This is a genomic window from Spirillospora albida (genome assembly GCF_000718255.1).
GTDB classification, from domain to species: domain Bacteria; phylum Actinomycetota; class Actinomycetes; order Streptosporangiales; family Streptosporangiaceae; genus Spirillospora; species Spirillospora albida.
In genome coordinates, this window is sequence record NZ_JOFJ01000005.1 from 16,202 (window position 1) to 35,948 (window position 19,747).

Consider the following 19,747-nt stretch of genomic DNA (forward strand, 5'->3'; position numbering starts at 1 on the left):
CGCCTCCGACACATCCGGAACGGAAACGCCGCCCCATACCAAACGATCTTCCCCGTTTCCCACCCGCACCCCATCCGCCAGTGGTCGTGTCGGGGCGGTGGCCCGGGGTGGGCCGGCAGGGTGCGGCGGCCCTTAGGCTTGCCGCGTGAGCGAGCGTCCTTATGTGCTGCTGAGCTGCGCGATGTCCGTCGATGGGTACATCGACGACGCGAGCCCCGAGCGGCTGCGGCTGTCCAGTGCCGCCGACTTCGACCGGGTCGACGCGGTGCGGGCCGGCTGCGACGCCATCCTCGTCGGGGCGGGCACCGTGCGGGCCGACGATCCGCAGCTGCTGATCCGGTCCCCGTCCCGGCGCGAGCAGCGGGTCGCGCGCGGGCTGCCGGCCGACCTGACGAAGGTCACGCTGACATGGAGCGGCGACCTCGACCCCGGCGCGCGGTTCTTCACCACGGGCACCGCGCCGAAGCTGGTGTACGCGCCGTCCGGCACCGCCGCCGCGCTCGCCGGGCGGCTGGACGGGCACGCCGAGGTGGTCGACACGGGCGACCCGCTGACGCCGGAGACCGTCCTCGCCGACCTCGCTGCGCGGGGCGTCCGGCGGCTGATGGTCGAGGGCGGCGGCGCCGTCCACACGCTGTTCCTGACCGCCGGCCTGGTGGACGAGCTTCAGGTCGTGGTGGCTCCGTTCTTCCTCGGCGACCCGGCCGGGCCGCGGTTCGTGCGGTCCGGGGTGTTCCCGCAGTCGCCCGCGCACCCCATGCGGCTGGCGGAGATCACCCGGATCGGCGACCTGGCGCTGCTGCGCTACCTCACGGGAGCCGGACGTGCCTGACGCGGACTGGCTGCGGCTCGCCTGCGAGCTCGCCGCCCTGTGCCCCCCTTCCGGCAGCGCGTTCTCCGTCGGTGCCGTCATCGTCGGGCGTGACGGACGGGAGATCGCGCGCGGCCACTCCCGCGAGCGGGACCAGAACGAGCACGCGGAGGAGGCCGCGCTCGCGAAGGCGGGCGGCGACCTGCGCGGCGCGACCGTCTACAGTTCGCTGGAGCCGTGCGGGCGGCGCGCGTCCCGGCCCCGGACCTGCGCGGAGCTGATCGCCGCGTCCGGCGCGTCCCGGGTCGTGTTCGCGTGGCGGGAGCCGTCGATCTTCGTGGAGGGCACGGGCGCGGAGGTGCTCGCGGACGCGGGCGTGGAACTGGTCGAGCTTCCCGACCTGGCCGATCTCGCCCGTGCGCCCAACGCCCACCTCCTCGGGCGCCCCGAGGTCTGAGACCGATCCGCTCGGCGCGGCCCGTCCGCGCTCTCCGGCGGGAACCGGCCGCCGCGTCCCAGACGGACGCCCCGAGATCAGATGAGACTCCCGTCTCATTTGCTCTTGCCAACGCCAGGGGGGCGCGTGTCATGCTGACGCCAAGCAAGCATTCGGTCATGGAAGGGCCCTCGGGCAGGAGGCAGAGGCAGCATGCGCGAGCACGATCGGCTGTTCATCGGCGGCGAGTGGGCGGCACCGGCCGGGACCGGCACCATCGAGGTCATCTCCCCGCACACCGAGGAGGTCATCGGGCGGGTCCCCGACGGCACCGAGGCCGACATCGACGCGGCCGTCGCCGCCGCCCGCCGCGCCTTCGACCACGGCCCCTGGCCCCGGATGACGCCCGCCGAGCGCGCCGACATCGTCGGACGGCTGTCCGCCATCTACGCCGAGCGGCAGCAGCAGATGGCCGACCTCGTCACCGCCGAGATGGGCTCCCCCATCCTGTTCTCGGTGTTCGGCCAGGCCGCCATCCCGCAGATGGTCCTGCAGTACTACACCGATCTGGCGCGCACCCACCCCTGGGAAGATGAGCGGCAGGGCATGCTCGGCCCCGTCACCGTCACCCAGGAACCCGTGGGGGTCGTCGCCGCGATCGTCCCGTGGAACGTCCCGCAGTTCACCCTCATGCTCAAGCTCGCCCCCGCGCTCATCGCCGGCTGCACCGTGGTGGCCAAGCCGTCCCCGGAGACTCCTCTCGACTCCTACCTGCTCGCCGAGTGGATCAAGGAGGCGGGGATCCCGGACGGGGTCGTCAACATCGTCCCCGCGGGCCGCGAGGTCGGCGCCTACCTCGTCGCGCACCCGGACGTGGACAAGGTGTCGTTCACCGGCTCCACCGCCGCCGGGCGCAAGATCGGCGCGGTCTGCGGCGAGCAGCTGAAGCGCGTCACCCTCGAGCTGGGCGGCAAGTCCGCCGCGGTCATCCTGGAGGACGCCGACCTCGCGTCCACCATCGAGGGCTTCAAGCTGGCCTCGCTCATGAACAACGGCGAGGCGTGCGCCGCGCAGACCCGCATCCTCGCGCCGCGGTCCCGCTACGACGAGGTCGCCGACGCCCTGGCCGCCATGGTCGGCGGCCTCACCGTGGGCGACCCCGCCGACTACGCCAGCGAGGTCGGCCCCCTCGTCACCCGCAACCAGCAGGAGCGCGTCGAGAACTACATCCGGATCGGCCAGGACGAGGGCGCCAAGGTCATCACCGGCGGCCTGAACCGCCCCCACGACCGCGGCTGGTACGTGGCCCCGACCGTCTTCGGCGACGTCCGCAACGACATGCGGATCGCCCAGGAGGAGATCTTCGGGCCGGTCCTCGCCCTCATCGCCTACGACGACGAGGACGACGCCGTCCGGATCGCCAACGACAGCGATTACGGTCTCGGCGGCTCCGTCTGGACGTCCGACCCCGCCCACGGCGTCGAGGTCGCCCGCCGCATCCGCACCGGCAGCTGCGGCGTCAACATGTACACCCTCGACCCGAACACCCCCTTCGGCGGCTACAAGAACAGCGGCCTCGGCCGCGAGCTGGGCCCCGAGGGCCTGGCCGCCTACGTCGAGCACAAGTCGATCCCCCACCCCGCTTGATCTCCCCGGCCGGGCGCCGTCGCAGCGGTGCCCGGCCGGCACGACCCGGCGGTATGCCGGTGTCCGGTGGTACGGCCCGGGGCCGTCCGTGACGGGCGCCCGGCCGGTACGGCCCTGCGCCGTCGCGACGGTGCCCGATGGTCCGGGTCTGGCGTGGGCCCCCTCGGCTCGGTCGAGAATGCCGCCTGGGCGATGGCGGTGAGCGTCGCTGCTCCCCTGTGGCGTCTGGTCGGGCGGTCGTGATCGATTCCGCGTTGGGGTGCTCGTGGCCGTACCGTAGTGCGCCGTGTCCACCGCCTCCGAGAACGCGTCCGCCGCCGGCCTCGACGACGTGCTGGTCGGCGAGGCCGTGCTCGGCGTGTACCGGCAGATGTTCGCGGCGCTCGCGCGCGACAGCGGCGCGGTCGTCGACGATCCCGCGCTGGTGGACGTCGCCGAGACGCTCCTCGCCGCGTTCGCCGACGCGGGTGAGGACGGGCTGAGCCGGGAGCAGATGCGGCACGTGTGCCGCCGCTACCCCGCCGAGGTGTTCGAGAACCGGCTGCGGGTCCTCAAAGGTCTCGGCGCGATCCGGGAGGTCTTCCCGAAGCCGAACCAGCTGCGGTACCGGGCGTCGTTCACGAGCGTGGTCGGGCTGATGTTCGTCCGGCGGATGATGCTGGACGGCGGGCAGAGCGAGATGCACCGGCTGCTGGCGCTGGAGCAGCTCAACGTGGCCGATCCGCGGATGACGCCCGAGCAGGCGCGCGCGGGCGCCGAAGGGCTGGCCCGCGCGTTCCGGCTGTGGAGCGTCGAGCTGCTGACCCTGACGAACGGGACGATCGAGGAGCTGCGCGAGCAGGCGCCGAAGCTGTGGGGCACGGAGGAGATCCTGCTGCGGGCGGAGCGGCTGCACGGCGCGATCCTGCGCCGGTGGCCGCTGCTCGACCGCGCCTGCACGGAGCTGAGGGCCGCGATCTACGCCTACGGCGACGCGTCCCGCCGGGCGGCGGCCCGGTTGTCGGACTCCGCCGGGACCACGCGCAACCTGACGCTGCTGCCGCCGGAGACATGGCGCACGTTCACGCGCACCGCCGCGCCGGAGGACCTCGCCGCCGTGCTGGAGGGGTTCGTCTTCGACGCGGCCGCGCCGTGGCACGAGCCGTCGGCCGTCGTCGCGGCCGTGGAGGACGGGCCGCGCGTCACGCCGCCCCGGCCCGCGCCGCCGCGGCCGTCCGTGCCCGACGCCGGGCTGTCGGCCGACACCGGGTCGGATCTCGCGGCCACGGAGCGGCTCAGGGAGACGGCCGAGCAGGTGCTGCGGGGCCGGGACCGGGTCGCCGTGGCGGACGTCCTCGCGGAGGACTGGGCGACCGCGCGCCGCCGGCTCGCCGACCTGGCGTCCGTGCACCTGCACCCGGAGCTGCCCTACCGGCTGCGCTGGTCGGACGCGCTCGAGGTCCGCCCGGGAGGGGTGCCGACGTGGCTGTCGCCCGGCTGGTTCGAGAGGACGGGAGCGTGAGCATCGATCCGCGGGTGCTGGCCCGCGCCCGTGCCCGCGTCCTCGGAACGCCGTCGGTCTCGGTGCGCGAGCCCGTGCCGGCGGGCGCGGCCACCGCGTCCGACGGCGAGCGCGTGTGGCTGCTCCCCCGGTGGCCGGACGGCGCGACGCCCGCGCTGCTGGAGGAGTACGACACGGCGCCGATGCCGTTCGAGCGCGGCGGGCAGGCCCGCCGTGTTCTGGCCGCCGCCCTGCGCTGCTGCTGGACGCGTCCGGACGACGCCCCGTGGCCGGGGTCGCCCGCGGCCGTGGCCGACGTCCTGGAGGTGTACGCCGGCATGACGCGCGGCACCGAACTGGCGCGCCGCTGGGCGACGGGCGAGCTGCGCCGCCTGTCCGAGACCGGCTGGCTGCTCCTGGACGAGGCGTCCGGGACCGTCCGGCCCGGCCCCCGCGTGGCGCTGTGGGCGGACGGGTCGCTGACCTCCCTGCGCGCGCTCCTCCACACGCTCCCCCAGCCGCCGCACCGATCTTCACCGTCATCGCCGCCTCCCGAAAACCCGGAACATCCATCGATGAACGACCCTGCCGTGCCGCGCGGACGCGCCGCGGAGAAATCCGCGCCTGTGGATGACCTTCCGCCGGAGCCCGGCGATGGATGAGGTGTTCGAGCCGCTGCTGCGGGAGTTCGACGAGCGGCGACGGGCGGAGGTCGTGGCCGCCTACATGGCCGTCGAGCACGCCGCCGAGCCGGTCCCGGAGGTGCGGTTCGCGGCGCTGCGGGAGCCCGCGCCGCGGCGGGCGGTCGAGGAGATGCTCGGCCTGAGCGGGCGCACGCTCGTCAAGGCCGGACGCGACCTGTGGACGTCCGGGTTCCGTGACGATGTCGCGGCCGAGCTGGCGAGGGATCCCGAGTGCGTCCCGCCGGTCCGGGAGCGGGCCGTCCTGGCGCTGGTGCTGATCCACTCGGTGGCGATCCCGCGGGCGGCGGGCCTGCTCGAGGACGACACGTGGGTCTCGCCCCATCCGACGCCCCTGGACGAGCTGCGGCGTCGGACGCGGCTGCCGATCGGGGACCTGGAGGCCGCCCTGCGGCGGCTCCGGATGGCCGGGCTCATCGCGCAGGTCAAGGCCGGTGCGGATGACGCGGGCGGGTTCGTGCCGGGGCCGCAGTTCCACCGGCTGACGCCGGACGCGCGGCGCCGGCTGCAGGAGGAGCTGATCCTGGCCGCCGGGCCCGAGTCGCCTCTCGCCGGGGCGATCCGCGCCCGCCGGAGAAGCCGGGAACGGGAGCAGAGGGAACAGAGGGGGAACGCATGACGGCCGTCCTCGAACCGGGGGCCATGGCGAGGGTCACGAGCGAGAACGTGGTCGGTGACCGGACGCTGGTCGCGGTCCAGGCCGTCAACATCTCGCGCCTGTCCACCCACCCGGTGCCGACGGTGCCCGGAACGCTGATCGTGGTTGCGGGGCAGGGGCCCAAGGACTCCAACGGCGCCGGCAAGTCGTCCTTCATCGCGGCGATCACGGCCCTGCTCGGGGACGAGCAGTGGCGGTTCGCGTCGGGCGCGCGTGCGGTGGCGGAGCTGCTGTTCAACGCGGAGCTCGCGGCCCAGGGCGACAGCCGCTGGGCGAGCGCGGACCACGGCTACATCGTGGGCGTCTTCGACCATCCGGAGCCGGTGGAGGGCGAGTCCCCCATCACGGTGTGGCTGCGGGTGAACGTGGACGCGCCGCACCTGGAGATCCGGTGGCGCGAGGGCGTGTACCTGGCGTCCGCCCCGTCGGAGGCCGACCGGGTGACGCTCGCGGACGCGCTGTGGGCGAGCCTTCCGCGCAGCGCGGGACGGCGCGATCTCGTCGCGAAGGATCTGGGCAGTGTCCTGTACGGGGGGCGGGTGCGGTGCGTGTCGTTCCTGTCCACGTCCGTCCGGTCGAAGGTCGCGACGAATCTGCTGTCGCAGCCGCTCAACGAGATCGGCCCCGAGCGCATCTTCAGCGCGATCGCGGCGCTGACCGGCCTGGACCGCGAGCTGGAGGCGGAGCGCACGTCGCGCGCGGAGGAGCACCGGGAGCGCGCCAAGGCGGCGGAGGCGGCGGAGCGCCTCGCCGGGTGGGAGCGGGACGCCGCGGCGCTGCTGGCGGCGTTCGACCGCCGGGACCGGGCGCGGGACGAGATCGCGGCGGCGCTGCGGCACTGGCGGACCCGGCGGGCGAGGCTGCTCGTGGACGCGGCGGAGGCGGACGCGGCGCACGCCGCGGAGCAGGAGCGGCTGCGGGCGGAGAGCGACGGGCTGGCGGCCGCCGCGAAGGCCGCGGACCGGGAGATCGAGCAGCTCACGGGCGGTGCCCTGGACGACGGGCTGCGGACGGCGGGGGCGGCGCTGGCGGAGCTGAAGGCACGCGCGGAGGAGCTCGCCGCCGAGCGCGCCGTGGCCCGCAACCGGCTCGACGAGCTGCGCCGGCGGACGTCGGCGCTGGAGGACCGGCGGCGGGAGGCCGACGGCCGGGACGTGCCGGCCGCGCGCGCGGAGCTGGCCGCGGCGGAGGCCCGGCGGGACGAGGCGCAGCAGGCGTTCGGGCTGGCGAAGGGCAAGGTCGCGCGTGCGGAACGGGCGCTCAGGGAGGCGGAGGCGGGTGAGAGCAGCGCGCCCGCGCAGATGCGCGCGCTGTCCGCCGCCGGGGTCGCCGCCGTCGGTCTGCTGGACGCGGTGGATCTGGCCGAGGAGGTCAGGGAACGCTGGGAGGCCGCCCTCTGGCCCTACCGGGAGGCGGTCGTCGTCGGGGCCGCGGACCTGGACGCGGCCGCCGGGGTCCTCGCGGGGCTGCCGGGGTCGGTGATCGTCCCGGCGGACGGCGACGTCCCGGAAGGCGAGGTGCCGCCTGAGGGCGTCCGGTGCTCGTGGCCGTTGGCGCGCTTCTTCAACGCCCTGGCCGACGACCGCACCGGTGTCCGCGTCATCGGCGGTTTCGCCGAGCCCGTCACGGGACGCGTCGCGCGCGTGCGAGCGGCGACGGCGGCACTGGAAGGCGCGCAGGAGGTGCTGGAGGACGCGCGGCGGGAGACGTCGGACGCGGCCTGCGAGGTGACTCTGGCGGGGCGCAGGCTCGGGGGCGCGCGTGCGGCCGATGAGCTGGAGGACGTCCGGGAGGGCATGACCGGACTGCGCGAGCGGCTGGAGGAGCTGGGGGGCGCGGAGGCGGAGCTCGGGCCGCGCCTGGCCGCGGCGGAGCAGGCGCTGCGGCGGCTGCAGGCGAAGGCCGACACGTGCGCGCTGGAGGTCGACCGGCTGCGGGGCCGCCGCGAGGAGAGCGAGCGGGAACGCGACCGGGTCCGCCACCGGTCGGCGGAGCTGGCCGACAGGCGGGCCGCGCTGGGCCTGGACGTCCTGGAGAAGGAGTGGGGCGGATCCCGGGAGAGCGCCGCCGAGTGGCTGTCGGGTCTCGACGACGACGAACGGACATGGACTCCCGCCGAGTGGTGGCACAGCGCCGAGAAGCACCTGTCGGAGGCGCTCCGCGGGGTCTTCCCGGACGGCCCGTCCGACGAGGACATGCCGGAGGAGATGCGGTTCCTCCTCCGGGAGCGGGCGGAGGGCGAAGGGCGCCGCACGGACCGGGAGCAGGCCACGTTCCCGCGACTGGTGAAGGCGATGGAGATGTACCTGCGCCACCAGGAGGACTACGAGCGGCACCAGCGCCGGCAGATCGAGGTGCAGCTGGCGGCCCGCCGCACCGACCTGGAGAAGGCCCAGCGGGGCGCGGACGAGGCGGCGGGGGCGGCGGAGGCGCACCGCACGGCGCTGACCGCCGCGATCCGTGCCCGGCTCCAGCGGGTCTCGGAGGAGTTCGAGAAACTGGACGTCGCGTACGGGGGTTACGGGGCGACGCTGGAGTTCCCCACCCCGGAGCAGCCGGGCGACCCCGAACAGGAGTGGCGCTGGAGGGTCACCCCGAAGTGGCGCCGTTCGGAGGGGCAGCGGTATGTGCCCTACAACCGGCGGGCGAACACCGCGCTGATGGACGAGAAGGCCGTGAAACTGGTGTGCGCCGCCGCGCTCGCCAGTTCGGGCGGGGGACGCCTCTGCCTCGTCCTGGACGAACTCGGGCGCAACCTCGGGAAGGAGCACCGCCGAGAGGCCGTGGCCCTCTTCCGCAAGATAGGTGAGACGCACGGCATCACGGTGATCGGCGCCCTCCAGGACGACATGGAGCCGTACGCGATCGACGCGTGCGGGCAGTACGTGAAGCTGCGCCGCTCGTCCGACACGATGCCGTACAACGAGCCCCCGGTCGTGGTCGGGTACGACGAGCACGAGCCGCGGGTGAGGAGGCTGGCCGAGCAGATCACCGCCGCCAGGGTCCCGGACGGGGAGGACGTCACTCCTTCCTGAGGCCGCGCTCCAGTTCGTGGGCGAGCTGCTCCAGTTCGGCACCGCCCGCCATGAGGCCGGTGAGCTCGTCCCGGGAGATCTCGTCCTTGGTGTGGTACCCGATGCTCCGCCCCCGGTCGAGGATGAGGAAGCGGTCCCCGACCGGGTAGGCGTGGTGGGGGTTGTGCGTGATGAAGATGACCGCGAGCCCCCGTTCCCGCGCCTGGACGATGTACCGCAGGACGACCCCGGCCTGCTTCACGCCCAGGGCGGCCGTCGGCTCGTCCAGCACGAGGGCCTTGGCCCCGAAGTAGACGGCACGGGCGATCGCGACGCACTGCCGTTCACCGCCGGAGAGGGTGCCGATGGGCCGGTCCACGTCCCGGAGGTCGATGCCCATGGCGTGGAGCTCGTCCCGGGTGGTGGCGCGCATGAACGGGATGTCGAGGCGTCCGAGTCGCCTGCGCTTCTCCGAGCCGAGGAAGAAGTTCCTCCAGACGGGCATCAGCGGGACGACCGCGAGATCCTGGTAGACGGTGGCGATGCCGAGGTCGAGGGCCTCGCGCGGGGAGGAGAAGGCGACCTCCTCTCCCTGCACCGTGTAGGTGCCGGTGTCGTGCCGGTGCAGTCCCGCGACGATTTTGATGAGGGTGGACTTGCCCGCGCCGTTGTCGCCGAGGACGCACGTCACCTCCCCCGGGGACGCCTCCAGGTCCACGTCCCGCAGCGCGATGACGTTGCCGTAGCTCTTGCCCGCCCCGTCGAGCCTCACCAAGGGCGTGTCACTCATGACGACCGCTCCACCCTCCGCCGGACGACCAGGTTCACCACGGTCGCGATGAGGAGCATCGCGCCGAGGAAGAACTTGAACCAGTCGGGGTTCCACTCCGCGTACACGATGCCCTTGTTCGTCATGCCGAAGATGAACGCGCCGACCGCCGCGCCGATCGCCGACCCGTAGCCCCCGGTCAGCAGGCAGCCGCCGATGACGGCGCAGATGATGTAGTAGAACTCGTTCCCCACGCCCTCGCCCGACTGCACCGTGGCGAACGCGAACACGAGGTGCATCCCGGACAGCCACGCGCAGAACGCGACCCCCATGAACAGCGCGATCTTCGTCCGGGCCACGGGGACCCCGACGGCGCGGGCGCTGTCGGCCGCTCCGCCGACCGCGAAGATCCAGTTCCCGGCGCGCGTGCGCAGCAGCAGCCAGGTCGCGGCCGCGACGAGCAGCAGCCACCACAGCACGGTGACGTCCACGGTGACGCCCCCGACGGCCAGGTCGGACGCGAAGACCGCGCGCGCCGAGTCGAACCCGTCCATGTCCCGGACGGAGTCGGACGCGACGTTCCCCGTGACCGCCTTCGTCACGCCGAGGTTCAGGCCCGCGAGCATGAAGAACGTCGCGAGCGTCACGATGAAGCTCGGCAGCCGCGTCCGCACGCACAGCAGCCCGTTCAGCAGCCCGAGGGCCAGGGTGACGGCCAGCGAGATCGCCGCCCCGACCCACAGGTTCAGCGTCAGCTGGTAGGCGGTGAGCGCCGTGACCAGCGCGGACGTCGTCACCATCACACCCGCCGACAGGTCGAACTCGCCGCCGATCATCAGCAGCGACACCCCGACCGCCATGATCCCGAACGTGGAGCTCGCGTACAGGACGGTCGAGAACGACCCCGTCCGCAGGAAGGCGTCCGCGGCCAGGGAGAAGAACACGAACAGCGCGACCGCGCCGAGGAGCGCCCCGAGCTCCGGCCGGCCGAGCAGCCGCCGCAGCGGCGACCGCCGGGCGAGCCGCTCGTCCGGCGCGGCCGCGACCGCCGGGGTCGTCACCGGGTGCCCCGGTTCGCGAACCCCTCCAGCGCGGCGGCGTTGTCCTTGGTGACGATCGCGGGGCCGGTCAGGACGGGGCGTCCCCCGCCGAGGACGTTCCCGTTCGTCTTCTGCAGCCACAGCTGGTCGACGGCTCCGTACCCCTGCAGGTAGGGCTGCTGGTCGACGGCGAACCAGATGGCGCCGGACGTGATCTGGGCGATGAGGTCCTTGTTCAGGTCGAAGGTGCCGACCTTGGCCTTGCTCCCGGTCGACTCGACGGAGTCCACGGCGGTGGCGGCGAAGGGGGCGCCCAGGGTGAGGATGCCGTCGATGCCCTTGTCCGCCTGGAGCTTCGCCGTGATGGAGGACTTGACCTCCGGCATGTTGGTGCCCTGCACGAAGAGGTTCTGCAGCTGCCCGCCGAACGTCTTCCTCGCCCCGGCGCAGCGGTCCTCCAGGCCGACGTTGCCCTGCTCGTGGATGACGCAGAGCGCCTTCTTCGCACCGATCTTCTTGAGCTCGGCGCCCGCGGCCTCACCGGCGATCGATTCGTCCTGCCCGAAATGGGCGATCGCTCCGAGCGCGGCGGATTCCGTCGCACCCGAATTGATCGACACGACCGGGATCTTCGCGGCGGCCGCGCGGGCGAGCACGTCCTTCATCGCGTCCGGCTTGGCGAGCGTGACGATGATGCCGTCGACCCGCTTGTCGATCGCCGCCTGGACGAGCTGCGCCTGCTTCCCGCCGTCCGGGTCCGCGGAATAGAGGAATTCGACGTTGTCCTTGGCGGCGGCGGCCTTCGCCCCCTTCTGGACGATGTCCCAGAAGGTGTCGCCCGCCCCCGAATGGGTGACCATGGCGATCTTCAGGCGCGGCCCGCCCGCGCCTGGGGTCTCCTCGGCCTTCTTCCCGCCGGAGTCGCTGCAGCCTGCCAGCGCCAGTACCGTGGCGGCGGCCAGGACGGTCACCGTCGCGCGCGTGGTCGCACGTCTCATCGGACGCTCCGTTTCTCCCCCGAGCGAGTCGATCATAAAGGGCGCGGCCGGATCGGCGCCTCCCTCATCTCCGCACCTCGGCGACGGCGACGATCCGCCCTTCCCGGAGGGAGAGCGCGCAGGCCTCCGCGAGGTAGAACGCCTCCAGGGCCGCTCGGGGCGGGCAGGGATTGGCCCGCCGTTCCGCCACCACGTCCACGAACGCTCTCAGTTCAGCGTCGTAGGCGTCGGCGAACCGTTCCATGAAACCGCTGTAGGCGTGCCGCTGCTCGCCGCCGGACGCCCCCAGAGGAGTGATGGGGGTGCGCTCGTCCAGCCCGGCGACGACGCTGTCCTTCGACCCGAACAGCTCCAGGCGCGCGTCGTATCCGGCCGCGTTGTACCGGGTGGCGGCCACCTGGGCGAGCGTCCCGTCGTCCAGGACGAGCAGCGCGCCGCCCGTGTCGATGTCGCCGTGTTCGCGGAAGAAGGCGTCGCCCCTGTTCGCCCCGGACGCCGCCACGCTCACGGCATCCCGTCCGGTCACGTACCGGATCAGGTCCAGATCGTGGATGACGCAGTCGCGGAACAGGCCGCCGGACGTGGCGACGTAGGCGGCGGGCGGGGGCGCCGGGTCGAAACTGCATGACCGCACGGTGTGCAGCCATCCCAGCCGGCCGGACGCCACCGCCTCGCGGGCGGCCTGGTTCCCGGCGTCGAACCGCCGCTGGAAGCCCACCTGCACCGGCACTCCGGCGGACTCGGCCGCGGACACGATTTGGAACGTTCCATCAAGATCCCCGGCAAGCGGTTTCTCGCAGAAGACCGGCAGCCCGCGGGCCACCGCCCGCGTCACCAGCTCCGCGTGCGCTCCGGTGGCCGCCGCCACGACCAGGCCGTCCAGCCCGGCGGTGAACAGCCCGGCGACCTCGTCCAGCACGGCGAGCCTCGCGGTCCCGGCCTGCCCGGACGGCGCGTCGGGCGACGCGGGGGCGCCCGTGTCGTCACCGGTCAGGGAGTCGGCGAGAAGGCGGGCCCGGGACGGGTCCACGTCCGCGATGACGAGCGAATCGACCTCGGGCAGCGCGCTGAGGGCGGCGGCGTGGCGCGCACCGATGCGCCCCGCGCCGGCCAGTCCGATCCTCATGGGTCCCTCCCGGTCGGCGGTCAGGTGAGTCCCGAGTGTGATGGAGCGTTCCAGAGGCGTCAATCACCCGGCCCTGCGCGCCCGGGATATGCGCCGGTCCGAAACCCGGCGGACCACCGGCCGGGCGAGTGTCGCGGCGGGCCGCCCAAGCGCTAGTTTGTCCACCATGCGGGTCCTCGTCACCGGCGCCTCCGGGTATGTCGGTTCCCATACCGTCCACGCGCTGCTCGCCGCCGGGCACCGGCCTCGCGCCCTCGTCCGCGACCGGGACAGGACCGCCCGCGTCCTCGGCGCGCTCGGCGTCGACATCGGCGCCGTCGAGGTCGTCACCGGCGATATGCTGGACGAGGGGGCCGTGCGGACCGCCCTGGACGGCTGCGACGCCGCGATCCACACCGCCGCCTCGATCGGCGTGACCGGATCGGCCGGCGACCTGGTGAAGGTGAACGTCACCGGCACCCGCAACGTGGTCGGCGGCGCCGTGGCGCACGGCCTGAGCCGCGTCGTCCACGTCTCGACGATCGGCGTGTTCGTCCCGCCGTCCAGCCCCGTGATCACCGCCGACGGGCCCCTCGCGAACCCGCGCACCGGGTACGGCCGCTCGAAGCTCGCCGCCGAGCGGTACGTGCGCGGGCTCCAGGACGACGGCGCGCCCGTCACCATCGTCTATCCGGGCGGGGTGTGCGGCCCCCACCAGCCCACCCTCGACGCGCTGATGGAGGGTTTGGCCGCCGCGCTCGGCAAGGTATGGCCGCTGCCCGGCGGGGGCGTCTCCGTGATCGACGTCCGCGACCTCGGCACGGCGCTGGCACGGGCGGCCGGGGCGGACGGCGGCGCGCACCGCTGGCTGCTCGGCGGCCACTACCTCACCTGGCCCGAGTACGCCCGGCTCTGCCACCGGCTGACGGGCGTCCGCCCGCGGACCCTCCGGGTGCCGAGCGCGGTGATGCTGGCGCTGGGCTCCCTGCTGGACGCGGCGAAACGCGTCCGCGACTTCGACTACCCCCTCACCCGCGACGCCGCCGAGTTCATGGTCACGCTGGTGCCGACCGACGACCGCCCGATCCTGGACGCGCTGGACCTCGCGCCGCGCCCGGTGGAGGAGACGGTGGAGGACGGCCTCCGCTGGCTGGCCGAGTCCGGTCACCTGGCGCCCCGCCGCGCGGGCCGCCTGCTCGCCGCCGACTGAACCCCTTCGAAACGAGCATCACCACAGAGCCGGACCACGGAGGAGACAGCCATGCCCGTACCACTCGTCCAGCGCACGCTCGGACCGGTCTTCCAGCGGATCTCCGGTTCCGCGTGGTTCGCCAAGGTGGGGCCGAAGATCGTGCCGGCGCTCGACAGGCGGCTGCACCGGATCACCCGCGGCCGGGTGCGGTCGATCGGCCAGGCCCTCGTCCCGAGCCTGGTCCTGACGACGACCGGCGCGGTGAGCCGGCAGCCCCGGCAGGCGCCGCTGGCGTGCCTGCCCGAGCCGGACGGGACGTGGCTCGTCGTGGGCTCCAACTTCGGGCGCGAGAAGCACCCGGCGTGGACCGGGAACCTGCTGAAGCACCCGGCGGCGGAGGTCAGTTTCGAGGGGCGCCGCAGCACGGTCACCGCCCATCTGCTGACCGAGGAGGAACGGGAGGCGGTGTGGTCGCGGCTGGTGAGGGTGTGGCCGGTCTACGACCGCTACGAGGAGCGCGCGCACCGGCAGTTGCGCATCTTCCGCCTGACGCCCTCAGACTCCGTGGACGCGGCGTGAGAGGTACCGCCCGAGCAGCAGGTAGGCGAGGACGACACCGGTCACGTTGAGGATGACGTCGTCGACGTCGAAGGCGCGGCCGATCACGAAGAGCCCCTGCACCGCCTCGATGGCCAGGGAGATCAGGCCGGTCAGCAGGATCAGCCGCACCGGGCCGCGCAGGCCCGCCGTGACCAGGGGGAGCAGGACGCCGAGCGGCGCGAGCAGCGCGAGGTTGCCGCCGAGCTGCCGCACCGCCTCGCTCGGGGGCCGGTCCAGGTAGAAGCGCAGGGACCGTCCGGGATCGGTGTTCCCGCCCGCCTGCCCGTGGTCCCGGACCGGCGTGAGCGTGAGCCGGAAGGCGTAGTAGAAGAAGACGCCGAGCAGGGCGAGCGCCGCGAGCGCCGCCACCGCCCGGAAGACGATGACGTACCAGGGGGCGGGCGCGCCGCGTTCGGCGGGATGCAGCAGTGGGACCGACACACCGCACCGATCCCCACTCCGCTAGGGAGTATGCCGACGAATATGGGGACGCGGGGCTTACCTCGTCGCAGGGGCGCCGCCCTCCGGAGAGGGCGGCACCCCCGTGCGGGCTCAGACGGCGACGGGTGTGGTCGCCGGCTCCAGGGCCAGCTCCAGCACCTCCCGGACGTCGCTGACGGTGTGGACGGTCAGCTTCTCCAGCACCTCGTCCGGGACGTCCTCGAGGTCGGGCTCGTTCCGCTTCGGGACGATCGCGGTGGTGATCCCCAGCCGCGAGGCCGCGAGCAGCTTCTGCTTGAGCCCGCCGATCGGCAGCACGCGCCCGGTCAGGGAGACCTCGCCGGTCATCGCCACCTCCGGCCGCACCGGACGTCCGGTGAGCAGCGACGCCAGCGCCGTCGTCATCGTGATCCCGGCGCTCGGCCCGTCCTTCGGGACGGCGCCGGCGGGCACGTGGACGTGCACACCCCGGTCCTTCAGGTCGCCGACCGGCAGTTCCAGCTCCGCGCCCCGCGACCGCAGGTAGCTGAGCGCGATCCGGGCCGACTCCTTCATGACGTCGCCGAGCTGCCCGGTGAGCGTCACCCCGGTGTCGCCCGTCTCCCGGTCGGCCAGCGACGCCTCGATGTAGAGGACGTCACCGCCCGCCCCGGTGACGGCGAGCCCCGTCGCGACGCCGGGGACGCTCGTCCGGCGCTCCGACCGGCTGAGCTCGACCTCCGGCGTGAACCGGGGCCGCCCCAGGTACTCCTTCAGGTCGTCGGCGCCGATGACGACCGGCAGCTCCGCCTTCTCCAGCGCGACGTTCGCCGCGACCTTCCGCAGGACCCGGGCTATCGACCGGTCCAGCGACCGGACGCCCGCCTCCCGCGTGTACTCCGCCGCCAGCAGGCGCAGCGCGTCGTCCCGGAACCCGACCTCGTCCGCCTCCAGGCCCGCCTTGTCGAGCTGGCGCGGCAGGAGGTGGTCCCGCGCGATCGTCACCTTCTCGTGCTCGGTGTATCCGTCCAGCTGGACGAGCTCCATCCGGTCGAGCAGCGGCCCGGGGATCGCCTCCACGACGTTCGCCGTCGCGAGGAACAGCACATCGCTCAGGTCGAGCTCGACCTCCAGGTAGTGGTCCCTGAACGTGTGGTTCTGCTCCGGGTCGAGCACCTCCAGGAGGGCCGCCGTGGGGTCGCCCCGGTAGTCGGCGCCCACCTTGTCGACCTCGTCCAGGAGGACGACGGGGTTCATCGACCCCGCCTCCCTGATCGCGCGCACGATCCGCCCCGGGAGCGCCCCCACGTACGTACGCCGGTGGCCCCGGATCTCCGCCTCGTCCCTGACACCGCCCAGGGCGACCCTGACGAACTCGCGGCCCATCGCCCGCGCGACCGACTCGCCCAGCGACGTCTTGCCGACCCCGGGAGGACCCGTGAGCGCCAGCACGGCCCCGCTTCGCCTGCCGCCCACGACCCCCAGGCCGCGGTCGGCGCGCCTCTTGCGCACGGCCAGGTACTCGACGATGCGCTCCTTGACGTCATCGAGCCCGGCGTGGTCCTCATCGAGGATCCTGCGCGCCCCGGCGATGTCGTAGGAGTCTTCCGTCCGCTCGTTCCAGGGGATGTCGAGGACGGTGTCGAGCCACGTGCGGATCCATCCGCCCTCCGGCGACGCGTCCGACGCCCTCTCCAGCTTGTCGACCTCCTTGAGCGCGGCCTCGCGCACCTTCTCCGGCAGCTCCGCCGCCTCGATCCGCGCCCGGTAGTCGTCCTCCTCGTCGGCGGGGTCGCCGTTCAGCTCGGCGAGCTCCTTGCGGATGGCCTCCTGCTGCTGCCGCAGCAGGAACTCCCGCTGCGTCTTCTCCATGCCCTCCTGGACGTCCTTGCGGATGGTCTCCGCGACGTCCAGCTCCGCGAGGTGGTCGCGCGCCCAGCCGATCACCAGGTTGAGCCGCTCGACCACGTCGGGCGTCTCCAGCACCTCGGTCTTCTGCTCGTCCGACAGGTAGGGCGCGTACCCGGCGTTGTCGGCCAGGACCGACGGGTCGTCGATCTGCTGGACGACGTCCACGACCTGCCACGCGCCCCGCTTCTGCAGGATCGCGCCGACGAGCCCCTTGAACTCCTTGGCGAGCTCCAGCGCCCGCCCGCCCGCCGGGCCCGGGTCGACGACGGTCCCCTCGACCCACAGCGCCGCGCCCGGCCCGGTCGTCCCGGTCCCGATCCGCACCCGCGAGACGCCGCGCACGACGGCCCCCGGCCCCCCGTCCGGCAGCCGTCCCTCCTGCTCGATCACGCCCAGCGTGCCGATCCCGGCGTACTGCCCGTTCAGCCGGGGCACCAGCAGCACCCGCGGCTTCTCCTGCGCCCGGACCTCCGGCCCCTTCTCCCGCACCCCCGCCTTGGCCGCCTCGACGGCCGCCCGCACCTCGCCGCTCCCGGACAGATCCAGCGGCACGACCATGCCGGGCAGGACGACCCCCTCGTCCAGGGGCAGCACCGGCAACGTCAGCGTCTCGCTCATGCTCAGCTCCTCGTCAGACGACCCAATCGGAAGTTGAGTCATATCCACTCAAGAAAACGGAGCAGAATTTTGTTTCCTCAGCAACGTTCGCTCTCAGCGATCACCACTGCCGGGCCGGGCGTCGGGACGTTCGCCCCTTAAGTCGGCCTCCTCCGCGGCCGATGCTGGAGGAACGGGCATTGCGGAGCGACGAGGGGCATCGGGCATGTGCGAGTACTGCGGCTGCCAGGCGGTGGAGACGATCAGACAGCTGACGGACGAGCACGAGCTCGTGGTGAACCTGATCGGCGATGTCAGGTCCGCCCACCGGGCCGGCGATCGTGAGCTGATGCGGGACCTCGCCCGCCGCATCTCGGCCGTCCTCGTCCCGCATACCGCGGTCGAGGAGGAGGGCCTGTTCCCCGCCCTGGACGGCGACTTCCACGAGCACATCGACGCCCTGATCGAGGAGCACCGCGTCATCGACGCGGCGCTGGCGGAGGCCGCCGCGGGCACGGCACCGGGGTGGGAGCGGCGGCTGCTGGACGCGCTGGGCGTCCTCCGGCAGCACATCCTGGCCGAACAGGACGGCGTCTTCCCGGCCGCGCTGGCGAACCTCGGCACGCCGCAGTGGGAGGCGATCGAGGCGGTCCGCGCCCGTGTGGGAACCCTGCTCCCGGGCCAGGCCGAAGCCGCCTGACGTCCGGTCGCGACATCGCGGAACGCCGAGGTCACAGATCGTTCGGCGGCAGGGACGCGCGGTCGCGGGCGGGGCGGATCAGCGCGGCGGCGAGCAGCCCGCCGATGATCATTAGGGTGGCGGCCAGGTCGAAGACGTGCCGGAACCCGGTGGGCTCGGTGGACGCGGCGTCCACGATCGCGCCGGACAGGAGCGGGCCGACGGCGCCGGCCGTGGACGCCAGGGCCGTCACCGTGCCGAGCAGGGCGGCCCGCTGCCGCGTCGGCGCGAGCTCCGCGATGACGGCCTGCATCAGGGCGAAGAACGCGTTGCCGGCGGTGAACGCGACCATCATGACGAGCACGAGCGCCGCTCCCCCGCCGGACCGCGGCACGAGCAGGCAGCCCACCCCCGAGACGACCACGCAGGCGCCGCCGAGCACACCGCGCGCCGTCCGGGTCGAGCGGCCCGCCCGGGTCAGGCGCGTGGACGCGTAGCCGACGCCCAGCATGACGCCGATGCCGACGACCTGGGTCCCGGCGGCGATCACGCTGGCGGTCTCCAGCGTCATCCCGTGGACGCGCTGCAGGAACTGCGGCAGCCACGTGATCGCGACCGCCATCGTCCAGAACGCCGCGAACCCGGCCGCGAGAGCGCCGAGGACGGTGCCGCGGGTCAGCAGGCGCCGGTACGGGACGCGCGGCTCGCCGCGCGTCCCCGCCGCACCCGGCGCGTGCGGCCCCTCGCCGCCGAGCGGCAGCCAGGCGGCCAGCCAGAGGACGCCGAGGACGCCCGTCACGGCGAAGGCCGTCCGCCACCCGTACCGGGAGATGACGGCGGCGAGCGCCGGCGCGCCGAGCACGACGCCGGCGGCGGCGCCGACCGACAGGAGGCTGCCGGGCAGCGCGCGCTCGCGGTCGGGGAACCAGCCGAACGCGGTGTGGGTGGCCATCGCGAAGGACGGCCCCTCGGCCGCCCCGAGGACGACCCGGGTGATCAGCAGGGTGCCGAGGCCCGCGGCGGGCAGGGCGGCGACGAGCTGGGACGCGCTCCAGAGCACCACGAGGACGGCGAGCAGCCGGCGGGTCCCGACCCGGTCGGCGACGAACCCCGCGGCGATCCCGGCGACGCTGAAGAGCAGGAAGAACGCGGTGCCGACGGAGCCGAACTCGGTGCCGGACAGGCGCAGGTCGCGCCGGATGTCGTCGCCCGCGAGGCCGAGCACCGCCTTGTCCAAGAAGTTGATCATCATGAAGAGGACGAGCAGCGCGACGGTCGTCCAGGCGCGGCGGGCGGAGACGGCGGGAGCGGTCACGGTCGTGGCCATGCGGGGTCCGTTCGACGGCGCGGATCGTTACCGATCACCTTCGCCGCCCCGCGCCCCGCCCGCAATACCCGACATATCGCTATACGTCGTTTCCGAGCCCCGGCAAAGGTTCGCGCCGCTCCCGATTCTCGGGATTGACCTTGGTTTACGTCCGCATGACGGTGGGGTACCTACCGCTACGAGATCGTGACGCACAGTGAACGACTGGTTCTCGGGGCGACAAAGCCCCGCTTCGAACGGAGGGGGGCGGCCCGGATGCGGTGCACCTTGCGCGGAGCCGGCCGTCCTCCGCACCGCCCGGACCGTGCGGCCGAGGGCGTTCCCGGCGGCGCCGCGCAGGCGCCGCGCGGCGACACACCTCG

General features: G+C 73.6%; 17 protein-coding genes. 10 read left to right on the forward strand and 7 right to left on the reverse strand.

The genetic code is table 11. The features are described from left to right. Positions 1 to 145 precede the first annotated feature (145 nt). The 7 genes from IE99_RS0108210 (at position 146) to IE99_RS0108240 (ending at position 8,768) form a co-directional block, all read left to right on the forward strand. Positions 146 to 832, forward strand: a complete 687-nt coding sequence (locus IE99_RS0108210) for a RibD family protein (protein ID WP_030166114.1) — start codon at positions 146 to 148, stop codon at positions 830 to 832. Beyond that, a complete protein-coding gene (locus IE99_RS0108215) occupies positions 825 to 1,268 on the forward strand; it encodes a cytidine/deoxycytidylate deaminase family protein (RefSeq protein WP_030166116.1) in 444 nt (147 codons plus the stop codon). The genes IE99_RS0108210 and IE99_RS0108215 overlap by 8 nt, the downstream gene beginning before the upstream one ends. Positions 1,269 to 1,460: 192 nt before the next feature. Next, positions 1,461 to 2,894 (forward strand): aldehyde dehydrogenase, encoded by a 1,434-nt coding sequence (locus IE99_RS0108220; protein ID WP_030166119.1) that lies wholly within the window; start codon positions 1,461 to 1,463, stop codon positions 2,892 to 2,894. Positions 2,895 to 3,180: 286 nt separating this feature from the next. Then, positions 3,181 to 4,395 (forward strand): hypothetical protein, encoded by a 1,215-nt coding sequence (locus IE99_RS0108225; protein WP_030166121.1) that lies wholly within the window; start codon positions 3,181 to 3,183, stop codon positions 4,393 to 4,395. Beyond that, complete coding sequence (locus IE99_RS0108230) at positions 4,392 to 5,036, forward strand: hypothetical protein (RefSeq protein WP_245623115.1); 645 nt, start codon at positions 4,392 to 4,394, stop codon at positions 5,034 to 5,036. The genes IE99_RS0108225 and IE99_RS0108230 overlap by 4 nt, the downstream gene beginning before the upstream one ends. After that, entirely contained in the window at positions 5,029 to 5,694 is a 666-nt protein-coding gene (locus IE99_RS0108235; protein WP_037558964.1) for a DprA-like winged helix domain-containing protein, read from the forward strand. The genes IE99_RS0108230 and IE99_RS0108235 overlap by 8 nt, the downstream gene beginning before the upstream one ends. Beyond that, the gene (locus tag IE99_RS0108240) at positions 5,691 to 8,768 is read left to right on the forward strand and encodes a chromosome partitioning protein ParA (RefSeq protein ID WP_030166127.1); all 3,078 of its coding nucleotides are present in this window, start codon (positions 5,691 to 5,693) and stop codon (positions 8,766 to 8,768) included. The genes IE99_RS0108235 and IE99_RS0108240 overlap by 4 nt, the downstream gene beginning before the upstream one ends. Here the strand turns inward: IE99_RS0108240 and IE99_RS0108245 are convergent. From IE99_RS0108245 to IE99_RS0108260, 4 genes are all read right to left on the reverse strand, one after another. Continuing rightward, positions 8,755 to 9,537, reverse strand: a complete 783-nt coding sequence (locus IE99_RS0108245) for an ATP-binding cassette domain-containing protein (protein ID WP_051712276.1) — start codon at positions 9,535 to 9,537, stop codon at positions 8,755 to 8,757. The genes IE99_RS0108240 and IE99_RS0108245 overlap by 14 nt on opposite strands. Next, positions 9,534 to 10,577, reverse strand: coding sequence for an ABC transporter permease (locus IE99_RS0108250; RefSeq protein WP_030166132.1), 1,044 nt, complete (start codon positions 10,575 to 10,577; stop codon positions 9,534 to 9,536). The genes IE99_RS0108245 and IE99_RS0108250 overlap by 4 nt, the downstream gene beginning before the upstream one ends. Continuing rightward, positions 10,574 to 11,554, reverse strand: a complete 981-nt coding sequence (locus tag IE99_RS0108255; protein WP_030166134.1) for a sugar ABC transporter substrate-binding protein — start codon at positions 11,552 to 11,554, stop codon at positions 10,574 to 10,576. Before IE99_RS0108255 ends, IE99_RS0108250 begins: the two co-directional genes overlap by 4 nt. A 64-nt stretch (positions 11,555 to 11,618) precedes the next feature. Beyond that, positions 11,619 to 12,680 carry a Gfo/Idh/MocA family protein gene (locus IE99_RS0108260; protein WP_030166138.1) on the reverse strand — a complete coding sequence of 354 codons (1,062 nt, stop codon included), beginning with the start codon at positions 12,678 to 12,680 and terminating at the stop codon, positions 11,619 to 11,621. A 166-nt stretch (positions 12,681 to 12,846) separates the two neighbouring features. Between IE99_RS0108260 and IE99_RS0108265 the strand changes: the two genes are divergently transcribed. Both IE99_RS0108265 and IE99_RS0108270 read left to right on the forward strand, forming a co-directional pair. Beyond that, a complete protein-coding gene (locus IE99_RS0108265; protein WP_030166142.1) occupies positions 12,847 to 13,869 on the forward strand; it encodes an NAD-dependent epimerase/dehydratase family protein in 1,023 nt (340 codons plus the stop codon). 51 nt (positions 13,870 to 13,920) lie between these two features. Next, positions 13,921 to 14,430: a nitroreductase family deazaflavin-dependent oxidoreductase gene (locus tag IE99_RS0108270; protein WP_030166145.1), complete on the forward strand. Its 510-nt coding sequence runs from the start codon at positions 13,921 to 13,923 to the stop codon at positions 14,428 to 14,430. On the opposite strand, the gene IE99_RS0108275 is transcribed toward IE99_RS0108270, so the two are convergent. After that, positions 14,407 to 14,892, reverse strand: coding sequence for a VanZ family protein (locus IE99_RS0108275; RefSeq protein WP_030166148.1), 486 nt, complete (start codon positions 14,890 to 14,892; stop codon positions 14,407 to 14,409). The two genes, IE99_RS0108270 and IE99_RS0108275, sit on opposite strands and share 24 nt — an antisense overlap. Positions 14,893 to 15,003: 111 nt before the next feature. Then, positions 15,004 to 17,400, reverse strand: coding sequence for an endopeptidase La (lon, locus tag IE99_RS0108280; RefSeq protein WP_030166151.1), 2,397 nt, complete (start codon positions 17,398 to 17,400; stop codon positions 15,004 to 15,006). Between the two features lie 205 nt (positions 17,401 to 17,605). Here lon and IE99_RS0108285 point away from each other — a divergent pair, with 205 nt between their 5' ends. Further along, complete coding sequence (locus IE99_RS0108285; RefSeq protein ID WP_030166154.1) at positions 17,606 to 18,079, forward strand: hemerythrin domain-containing protein; 474 nt, start codon at positions 17,606 to 17,608, stop codon at positions 18,077 to 18,079. A gap of 31 nt (positions 18,080 to 18,110) precedes the next feature. Here the strand turns inward: IE99_RS0108285 and IE99_RS0108290 are convergent, their stop codons facing one another. Beyond that, positions 18,111 to 19,385 (reverse strand): MFS transporter, encoded by a 1,275-nt coding sequence (locus IE99_RS0108290; RefSeq protein ID WP_030166157.1) that lies wholly within the window; start codon positions 19,383 to 19,385, stop codon positions 18,111 to 18,113. Between the last annotated feature and the right edge of the window lie 362 nt (positions 19,386 to 19,747).

Excerpts from the sequence above, each read along its gene's own strand:
- IE99_RS0108220 (WP_030166119.1), top strand. The coding sequence starts at position 1,461 with ATGCGCGAGCACGATCGGCTGTTCATCGGCGGCGAGTGGGCGGCACCG.
- IE99_RS0108235 (WP_037558964.1), top strand. The coding sequence starts at position 5,029 with ATGGATGAGGTGTTCGAGCCGCTGCTGCGGGAGTTCGACGAGCGGCGA.
- IE99_RS0108240 (WP_030166127.1), top strand. The coding sequence starts at position 5,691 with ATGACGGCCGTCCTCGAACCGGGGGCCATGGCGAGGGTCACGAGCGAG.
- IE99_RS0108245 (WP_051712276.1), bottom strand. The coding sequence starts at position 9,537 with ATGAGTGACACGCCCTTGGTGAGGCTCGACGGGGCGGGCAAGAGCTAC.
- IE99_RS0108255 (WP_030166134.1), bottom strand. The coding sequence starts at position 11,554 with ATGAGACGTGCGACCACGCGCGCGACGGTGACCGTCCTGGCCGCCGCC.
- IE99_RS0108260 (WP_030166138.1), bottom strand. The coding sequence starts at position 12,680 with ATGAGGATCGGACTGGCCGGCGCGGGGCGCATCGGTGCGCGCCACGCC.
- IE99_RS0108265 (WP_030166142.1), top strand. The coding sequence starts at position 12,847 with ATGCGGGTCCTCGTCACCGGCGCCTCCGGGTATGTCGGTTCCCATACC.
- IE99_RS0108270 (WP_030166145.1), top strand. The coding sequence starts at position 13,921 with ATGCCCGTACCACTCGTCCAGCGCACGCTCGGACCGGTCTTCCAGCGG.
- lon (WP_030166151.1), bottom strand. The coding sequence starts at position 17,400 with ATGAGCGAGACGCTGACGTTGCCGGTGCTGCCCCTGGACGAGGGGGTC.
- IE99_RS0108285 (WP_030166154.1), top strand. The coding sequence starts at position 17,606 with ATGTGCGAGTACTGCGGCTGCCAGGCGGTGGAGACGATCAGACAGCTG.
- IE99_RS0108290 (WP_030166157.1), bottom strand. The coding sequence starts at position 19,385 with ATGGCCACGACCGTGACCGCTCCCGCCGTCTCCGCCCGCCGCGCCTGG.